Annotated in this window: 8 protein-coding genes; 3 read left to right on the plus strand and 5 right to left on the minus strand. The window is 64.8% G+C overall.

Translation table 11 applies throughout. The annotated features are described in order from the left end of the window. Positions 1–13 precede the first annotated feature (13 nt). Positions 14–1,432, minus strand: a complete 1,419-nt coding sequence (locus GNZ13_RS49755) for an aminotransferase-like domain-containing protein (RefSeq protein WP_172178821.1) — start codon at positions 1,430–1,432, stop codon at positions 14–16. A gap of 208 nt (positions 1,433–1,640) precedes the next feature. Here GNZ13_RS49755 and GNZ13_RS49760 point away from each other — a divergent pair, with 208 nt between their 5' ends. After that, complete coding sequence (locus tag GNZ13_RS49760) at positions 1,641–1,946, plus strand: DUF2917 domain-containing protein (RefSeq protein WP_172178822.1); 306 nt, start codon at positions 1,641–1,643, stop codon at positions 1,944–1,946. A 155-nt stretch (positions 1,947–2,101) separates the two neighbouring features. On the opposite strand, the gene GNZ13_RS49765 is transcribed toward GNZ13_RS49760, so the two are convergent. After that, positions 2,102–3,337, minus strand: coding sequence for a citrate synthase (locus tag GNZ13_RS49765; RefSeq protein ID WP_172178823.1), 1,236 nt, complete (start codon positions 3,335–3,337; stop codon positions 2,102–2,104). A gap of 125 nt (positions 3,338–3,462) precedes the next feature. Here GNZ13_RS49765 and GNZ13_RS49770 point away from each other — a divergent pair, with 125 nt between their 5' ends. Continuing rightward, the gene (locus GNZ13_RS49770; RefSeq protein ID WP_172178828.1) at positions 3,463–4,854 is read left to right on the plus strand and encodes a CoA transferase; all 1,392 of its coding nucleotides are present in this window, start codon (positions 3,463–3,465) and stop codon (positions 4,852–4,854) included. Positions 4,855–4,947: 93 nt separating this feature from the next. Here the strand turns inward: GNZ13_RS49770 and GNZ13_RS49775 are convergent, their stop codons facing one another. After that, the gene (locus tag GNZ13_RS49775; protein ID WP_169489063.1) at positions 4,948–5,694 is read right to left on the minus strand and encodes a GntR family transcriptional regulator; all 747 of its coding nucleotides are present in this window, start codon (positions 5,692–5,694) and stop codon (positions 4,948–4,950) included. A 254-nt stretch (positions 5,695–5,948) separates the two neighbouring features. Between GNZ13_RS49775 and GNZ13_RS49780 the strand changes: the two genes are divergently transcribed. Continuing rightward, positions 5,949–6,794, plus strand: a complete 846-nt coding sequence (locus tag GNZ13_RS49780; RefSeq protein ID WP_172178825.1) for an aldo/keto reductase — start codon at positions 5,949–5,951, stop codon at positions 6,792–6,794. 83 nt (positions 6,795–6,877) lie between these two features. Here GNZ13_RS49780 and GNZ13_RS49785 read toward each other — a convergent pair whose 3' ends face one another. Together GNZ13_RS49785 and GNZ13_RS49790 are read right to left on the minus strand one after the other, a co-directional pair. Next, entirely contained in the window at positions 6,878–7,360 is a 483-nt protein-coding gene (locus GNZ13_RS49785; RefSeq protein ID WP_172178826.1) for a hypothetical protein, read from the minus strand. A gap of 331 nt (positions 7,361–7,691) precedes the next feature. Then, a partial coding sequence (locus GNZ13_RS49790) for a hypothetical protein (protein ID WP_216675325.1) occupies positions 7,692–7,987 on the minus strand: 296 nt, incomplete at its 5' end.

Raw genomic sequence — 7,987 nt, forward strand, 5'->3', positions numbered from 1 at the left:
CGGGAGGAGCCGCTCAGACCGAAGCAGGCAAGGCCGCGGCAGCATGGAAAAATGCCTGTGCGCGCGGGTCGTTGCCGAACGCCGCGTGAATCCTGATCCACGGGCTGACTTCCATGTTCGGCCGGAAATAGCTGCCGGGCACCACTGTCACGCCGAGCGGTGCGCCGCATGCCACCAGCCGCTCGGCGTTGTCGACATGCGGTACACGCGCCCATACGAACTTGCCGCCGACTGGCTTTTCGAAAACCTCCCAGCCGGCGTCTTCGAGTGTCAGGATGGTCGAGCCGAGCGCGTCGCGCATGCGGCGGCGCAGTCGCTCCAGATACTTGCGGTACGCACCGCGCTCCAGCAGCGACACGGCGACCGCCTCGGCAAAGCGCGAACCGCCGATGCTCGTCAGCATCTTGATGTCGACCAGATCCTTGATGATCGCGTGGTTCGCCACCACGCAGCCGATTCGCAGCGAAGACGACAGCGTCTTCGACAACCCGCCCACGTAGATCACGTGCTCGAGCTGGTCGAGGGTCGCGAGACGGTCGGTGACGTCGGTCTGGAAGTCGGCGTAGATGTCGTCTTCGATGATCGTGAAGCCGTGTTCGCGCGCCAGTTGCAGCAGCCGGAACGCCACCGGCGGCGCGACCGTGGTGCCGGTCGGATTGTGGAACACCGTGTTGATGAACATCAGCTTCGGCCGATGCACTTGCAACTGCGCCTGCAACACGTCGAGATCGGGGCCGTTGCGGGTGCGCGGAATGCCGATCAGCTTCACGCCGTGCAGCTTCAGCAGACCGTACAGGTTGTAGTAGCCGGGGTCCTCGACAAACATCGTGTCGCCGGCTTTGAGCATGTAGCGCATCAGCAGATCGAGCGCCTGGCTTGCGCCATTGGTGATCAGAATCTGCGAGGCGTCGGCTTGAATCCCCAGTTGACCGATGCGGCTTTGCAAATGCTCGCGCAGTGTGAGGTTACCGAGCGGGGTCGCGTAATCGACCATGCTTGCGATGTCGGTGCGCGACACGTGGCGGATCGCCTGCGCGAGGCTCTCCGTGTCGCGCCACGCATCGGGAATGAAGCCGCTGCCGAGCTTGAGCGTTTCACCTTGGTGGTTGAACTGCTGGAGGATGTGCCCCGATTCGTCCTCGGCGCGCCGCGGGTCCGAGGTGCCCTGGCAATTCGTGCTTGTTGGCTGACGGTCGGCGACATAGAAGCCCGAACCGTGGCGCGAATCGACATAGCCGAGCGACACCAACCGGTCGTAAGCCTCGATCACGGGAAAACGGCTCACGCCGTAGTCGGCGGCGAACTGACGGATCGACGGCAGCTTCGAGCCGGGGTGAGCGGTGCGCGAACGAATCCAGGCGGTGATGCCCGTGACGATCTGCTCGGTGAGCGGTACGCCGTTGTCCCGATCGAGTTGAATTTCGAGTTTCATGCGGTGCTTTTCCTTCGCCGGGCAGTCGGAGCGCGGAACCGTGGGTGCGGCGCGCGCCGCACGCGCGCTCCTGAAGCGTGATTGCAGCCAACTGTCCGGTTTTTCGACTGAACAGTTCCGATGAAAGTGTTCGGAACTGTGCATGGGTATTCGATGATCGCACGTCAATAATCGGTACAACAGGAAAGTTCTTCGAAGGAGAAAAGCGATGCGTGAAGTCCGTATTTTCGAAATGGAACATAACGAGCCCGCGGCGGCCTGGCGTGTCGCGCGTCCGTCGATCTTCAAGGTGATCTCGGGCGAGATCTGGCTGACCGTCGAAGGCGAGAATGGCGATCACTGGCTGGCAACGGGGCAATCGATCGAGTTGCCGCGCGGTGCGGCGGCGTGGGTCAGCGCAGGGCGGGCCGGTGCGCGTTTTGCGCTGGCTAGCGGGTCGGAGCGCGCTGCAACGCGTTTATTGCGCGATTTGCCGGTGTTGAACTGGCTGCCGCGCTGGTTAGGCGTGGCGTGACGGGCAACGGTGGCAACCGTGGCAGCTATGGTTGCCATGGCCGCTAAGATCGCTGCGGCTCGTATCGCTGGCGTGGCTGGTGCGGGTCACATTTGCCTGCACCCGGCGCATGCGCTGCCTGTCGCATTTGCTTTGCTTTCGGCGTGCGCGGCGCCTCAACCGGCCGCCTCAACCTCCCCGATATAGCGCGCGCGTGGTCGAATCAACCGGCCGTCGCGCGTTTGCTCCATTGCATGTGCGATCCAGCCGACCACCCGGCCGACCGCGAACAGCGTGAAGGCGGCGCCGGCTGGCAGGCCGAGTACCCGTTCGATCGCCGCGAGCGCAAAGTCGACGGTCGGCTCCGCGCCGGTCGTGTCGCGCACCGTGCGCGCGAGCGCTTGCACTTCGCCTAGCGGCGAGCGGGCCGGCGCGCAGTCGGCGAGCATCCTGAGCAGCAAACGCGCGCGCGGGTCGCCGTCCGGATACAGCGGATGGCCGAAGCCCGGCAGCACCGGCCCATGTGCGCCGTGTTCGTGGCGCGCGAGCCGGTTCGCGAGGTAGCGATCGAGATCGGGTGCGCGCGACGCTTCATCGAGGAGCGCGGCAATCCGCACCGTCTCGCCACCATGCCGCGGCCCGGCCAACGCGGCCAGACCACCCGCCACTGCGCCAAACAGATGCGTCCCCGTCGACGTGATGCAACGAACCGTGAAGGTCGACGCATTCAGCTCATGATCCGCGCATGCCACCAGCGCCGCGCGCAACAGCCCGGCCTGCTGACGGTTGCGCACGTTCCACGCTAAAGCCAACTGCTTGTGCAGCGGTTCGTTCGACGGCGCCGCCGAGATCATCGCGGCGGCCAGCAAGCGCATGACCGCGCAGGCGGTATCGAGCTGCGCATCGCGGCCGAGCGCCAATACCCGCGGCATTTGCGCCGCGGCGGCCGGCAGCAGCACGAGCGCGCGGTCGAGCGGCGCGCTGTCGCTCCAGAGTTTGAGCCACGCCGACCACTGAGCGGCCGCAAACGGGACTGCCGGCGCCTCTGCGATGCGCCTCGCACTGCATTCCCACAACAACGCCGCGGCGTCCTCCAGTGATGCCGTGCGCGCCAGTTCCATGGCGTCATGCCCGCGATAGAGAAGGCGGCCGTCCGCCACCAGCGTGATCGACGATTCGAGTACCGGCACGCCCCAGTCCAGCACCTTTTGCGCGACCTTGCCGGCGCGCTTGCCGTCTTCCTTGCGCCGCGCGAGCCGCCGCACTTCGCTGGCGTCGTAGAGCCGGTGCTTGCCTTGCGCATCCGGCGACGAACTCAGCATGCCGCGGCTGACATACGCATACAGGGTAGGCAGGCTGATATTGAGCGCGGCGGCGGCTTCGGCGGCGGTCAGGGAATGGGAGGGCGGCATGGAAACGTGTAGAAACCGAAGAAATCAATATATGTTGATTATCATAATCAAGATTGATTACGGCAAGGCGGAATTCTAGACTCGGTTCACTTTCTTCCCGTTCTGACACGAACGAAATGAGCACCATGACGCCTGAACTCGCTCTCAAACATATCTGGACGACAGCGGAATGCGACCCGACTGCGCTGAGGTCCGTTTCGCTTGCTGGCACCGATCCGGGCTTGCCGTCGGTCTATCGGGTCGGCACGTTGGCCTCGGCGACCATCGCCGCGACCGGCCTTGCGGCTGCCGAATACCAGCGCTTGCGCACGGGGCGCCGGCAACACGTCACGGTGGAGATGCGGCGCGCGCTGGCCTCGTTTCGCAGCGAGCGCTATCTGCGCATCGACGAGGGTCCGCCGCCCGCCTTGCGCGATCCGGTGACGGGTTTCTACGCGACGCGGGACGGCCGCTGGATTCAACTGCACACGAACTTTCCGCATCATCTCGCAGGCGTGCTGAAAGTGCTGGACTGCGCGAACGATCGCGCGGCGGTGGCCGAGGCGATTCGCGGCTGGGATGGCGAGACGCTTGACCAGACGCTCGCCGACGCCGGCTTGTGCGCTGCCTTGATTCGCACGCCCGACGAGTGGGCCGCGCTCGATCAGGCGAAAGCGATTGCGGAGCTGCCGTTGTTCGAGATCGAGCGCATCGGCGACGCGCCGGTCGAGCCGCCGCGCCAGGACGGTGCCAAGCGGCCGCTGGCGGGCGTGCGGGTGCTGGATCTTTCGCGCATCATTGCCGGGCCGGTGGCGGGGCGCGCGCTCGCGCAGCATGGCGCCGAGGTGTTGCTGGTCAACGGCCCTCATTTGCCGAACATTGCGCCGCTGGTGATCGACAACGGGCGCGGCAAGCGCTCGGCTGTTGTCGACTTGCGCGATGCCGCTGGACGGGAAACGTTAAACGACCTCGTCCGCGACGCCGATGTGTTTTTGCAGGCGTATCGGCCTGGGGCGCTGACGGCACGCGGGTTTGGTCCCGAGGAACTGGCGCGGGTGCGGCCCGGGATCGTCTATGTTTCGGTTTGCGCTTATGGGCACGAGGGACCTTGGGCCGGGCGGCGCGGCTTCGATAGCCTGGTGCAGTCGGCGAGTGGAATAGCTTTTACTGAGCGCGAGGCAGCGGGATGGGTTGAGCCGAAGCATTTGCCTTGTCAGGCGTTGGATCACGCTTCGGGGTATCTGGCTGCGTTCGGCGCGATGGCCGCGTTGGCGCGGCGAGCCACCGAAGGCGGGAGCTGGCACGTGAGGGTGTCGCTCGCGCAGACCGGGCGATGGTTGCAGTCGTTTGGATTGCTTCCCGACGGCTGGAAAGCGCCGGATGTTTCGATCGACGATGTGCGGGATTGCCTTGCGACTGTGCAGTCCGAGTTCGGGCGCGTTCTCGGGGTTCTACCGGCCGAGCGTCTGGATGAGACGCCTGCCTATTTCGAGTTGCCGCCGGCCCGGATCGGGGCGCACGAGGCGAAATGGGCGTGAAGATTGTTTACCCGCACGGCGTCGGGTTGCTTGCGCACGGCGCCTGGTCGCAGGTGCAGCGAAAAGATGAAAAGGCGCCGTGTGGGCAGAAAACTACTTCCTCAACTCCGCCACAAAATCATAGTAATCGTTCCGGCAGTAGGTATCGGTCAGCTCGATTGCCCGCTGATCCGCCGTATACCCGACGCGGGTGATCAGCAACAGCGCCTCGTTCGGGGCAATGCTCATCTGCTGCGCGATTTCTTCGTTCGCGTTCACCGCGCGAAAATGCTGCAGCGCGCGCACAATCGTCAGTCCGCGATTTTCCAGGTACGTGTACAACGAATCGCCAATTGCCTGAGGATCGGGAATCACCGCAGCAGGGAAGGTGGAATTCTCCACGGCCATCACGATGCCGTCGGCGAGGCGCAAGCGGCGCAGCCGGGTCACGGCAGCCGCCGGCGACAAGCCCAGTTGAATCACCTCATCACGGTTAGCCGGAGAAATTTCCCGCGACAACCACTTCGAACTCGGCGTAAAACCGCGTCGTCGCAGCATTTCGCTGAAACTCGACAGGCGCGACAGCGGATCTTCATAACGCGGCGTGATGAAGCTGCCTGCGCCTTGGGTGCGGCGGATCAATCCCTGTTCGACCAGTAGAGCAATGGCTTTGCGCGAGGTGATCCGCGATACGCCGAGCGCTTCGGACAGCACGCGCTCGGAGGGCAGCGCCTCACCCGCGTTCCAACGGTTTTCGTGAATCGCAGTGCCGAGCTTGCGAGCGAGTTGCAGGTATAACGGCGTGTCGTTTTCCGGGTCCGGGCGCAGGTCGCGCCAGCGGTCTTCCGAGGCAGAGGTCATGGGGCTCACGCAAGAAGGGCAAGCGGCAATTCTAAGACATCGGCGCGCTCCGTTATAGCGGGCTTTTGCCTGGGGCCCGATCCAATGCCCGTGCAACCGCTAAACTCGTCCCTGTGATTTCCGAAGCAGGCGCCGCGCATTCGCCTGCGCCGCCGCATCGACGTACACGCGTTGCCCCATGCGCGTGGTCACCCGCTTAGCCACTTTAGCCACTTCAGCCACTTCAGCCACTTCAGCCACTTCGAGGAGAAAGCATGACGACCGATATCGCAAGCGTAAGTCTGCCCGACGGCGAGCGCATTCCGAAACTGGGACAGGGCACCTGGGAGATGGGCGAGCGGCCGGCGCGCCGTGCCTCGGAAATCGCCGCACTGCGCTGCGGCATCGAACTGGGCATGACGCTGATCGACACGGCGGAAATGTACGGCGACGGCGCCACCGAATCGCTCCTGTCTGAAGCGCTGGCGGGGCTGCGCGATCAGGTATTTCTCGTCAGCAAGGTGTATCCGCATAACGCCAGCCGGCGCGGCGTGATCGCGGCCTGCGAGCAGAGCCTCAAGCGCCTGAAAACGGATCGGCTCGATCTGTACTTGCTGCACTGGCGCGGCTCGGTGCCGCTCGCGGAAACCGTCGAGGGATTCGAGGCATTACGCAGCGCGGGCAAGATTCGCCACTGGGGCGTCAGCAACTTCGATACGGACGATATGGAAGAACTCGTTGCCATGCCCGGCGGCGAGGCATGCGCGACCAATCAGATTCTCTACAACGTCGCGCGCCGTGGAGCGGAATTCGACCTGCTGCCGTGGCTCGCCGCGCGCAACATGCCGGCGATGGCATACAGCCCGGTCGATCACGCGCGCCTGCCGAAGCGCTCTCCGCTCGACGACATCGCCGACGCACGCGGCGTGTCGATATTTCAGGTGGCGCTAGCGTGGGTGTTGCAAAAGCCCGGCGTGTTCGCGATTCCGAAAGCGGGCCGCATCGAGCATGTGCGCGACAACTATCGCGCGTCGCAACTGCAACTCGGCGCTCATGAACTCGCTGCCATCGACGCGTATTTCAAACGGCCACGTAGCAAGCGGCCACTTGAAATGCTGTAAGCGCAGTGGCGGCCGTCTAGCGAATTGCAGCCGGCCCTGGAGTCGGCGCGCTTACGCCGCTGTGGCTCGCTGCGCCGGCGTCATTAATTGCAACCGTGGTGCATGTGCACGGAACCGAGAACGGCGACTTCAGCGGGCGTGTGCTTGAGCGAATCTTCGTTGACCTGGGCGGCGTCGGCGACGAATTCGTCGACGATCGACGACACCTGCGTATTGCGCAAACACAGCGACACCCGCTGCGTTTCGTTGGGCGGCAGCGACGCGCGTTGACCGAGGAACAGCACACCGTACTGATAGCCGTGGATGATGCCGCGGATCGCGCCGACGCATTGACCTTGCGCGACGTTGTCGTTTTTCTGCTTGCAGGTTTGCGCGAGTGAGTAGGCGGAGAACGTGGGATCGACCGGCGGTGCGGCTTGCGACAGGGTTTGCGGTTGCGGCTGGGCCGACGTAGCGGGTGTTTGCGCCGGTGTTTGCGCATGAGCGAGCGATGCGAGGCACAGAGCGGTGACCATCAGCAGGCCGGTGGCCGTGCGCGCCATGGCGTGGGGGACGTTTCGTTGCATGTTGTGATGGCCTCATATCGAACGTTGAATCTGATATGAGGCAATCGCTTCGGTTTGGTTCCGGTCACGCACGACGTGATCGATTGTTTTGGTTTTCAACGTGTGCAAGAGCCGCTTGTCAGCGGTTCTCGCCGGACCGTATCGTTTTGCCGGGCCGCCTGCAAGTGCTGCCGACTCTGACCGGCCTCGGGCGACCGGCCTCGGGCGGTGACGCTCGACCGGGGGATCGAGACATCACCGCCGTTGCCGGGGAACTGCGGACGGGATACAGAAGGATGTCGTTAGCGACGGGTAGGGCGCGGGGGGCCCCTACCCGAGAAGCAGGCGACTGCTAGCGCCCGTTTCCTCCGCCATTGCCACCACCGTTACCGCCGCTACCCTTGCCTCCGTGGCCGCCGCCGAAGCCTCCGCCAAAGCCGCCGCCGAACCCGCCACCGAAGCCACCGCCAAAACCACCACCGAAGCCACCGCCGCTACCAGGGCCGCCTCCTTTTCCACCGCCAGGGCCACCGCTGGGGCCACCACCGCAACCGCAGCCGCCGCCACTGCTGCCGCCGCCACTGCTGCCGCCGCCACTGCTGCCGCCGCCACTGCTGCCGCCGCCACTGCTGCCGCCGCCACTGCTAC

It is taken from the genome of Paraburkholderia elongata, assembly GCF_013177735.1.
Taxonomy (GTDB): Bacteria; Pseudomonadota; Gammaproteobacteria; order Burkholderiales; family Burkholderiaceae; genus Paraburkholderia; species Paraburkholderia elongata.

Bases quoted from the DNA above. Each gene is read 5' to 3' on its own strand.
- GNZ13_RS49755 (WP_172178821.1), bottom strand. From the start codon at position 1,432: ATGAAACTCGAAATTCAACTCGATCGGGACAACGGCGTACCGCTCACC.
- GNZ13_RS49760 (WP_172178822.1), top strand. From the start codon at position 1,641: ATGCGTGAAGTCCGTATTTTCGAAATGGAACATAACGAGCCCGCGGCG.
- GNZ13_RS49765 (WP_172178823.1), bottom strand. From the start codon at position 3,337: ATGCCGCCCTCCCATTCCCTGACCGCCGCCGAAGCCGCCGCCGCGCTC.
- GNZ13_RS49770 (WP_172178828.1), top strand. From the start codon at position 3,463: ATGACGCCTGAACTCGCTCTCAAACATATCTGGACGACAGCGGAATGC.
- GNZ13_RS49775 (WP_169489063.1), bottom strand. From the start codon at position 5,694: ATGACCTCTGCCTCGGAAGACCGCTGGCGCGACCTGCGCCCGGACCCG.
- GNZ13_RS49780 (WP_172178825.1), top strand. From the start codon at position 5,949: ATGACGACCGATATCGCAAGCGTAAGTCTGCCCGACGGCGAGCGCATT.
- GNZ13_RS49785 (WP_172178826.1), bottom strand. From the start codon at position 7,360: ATGCAACGAAACGTCCCCCACGCCATGGCGCGCACGGCCACCGGCCTG.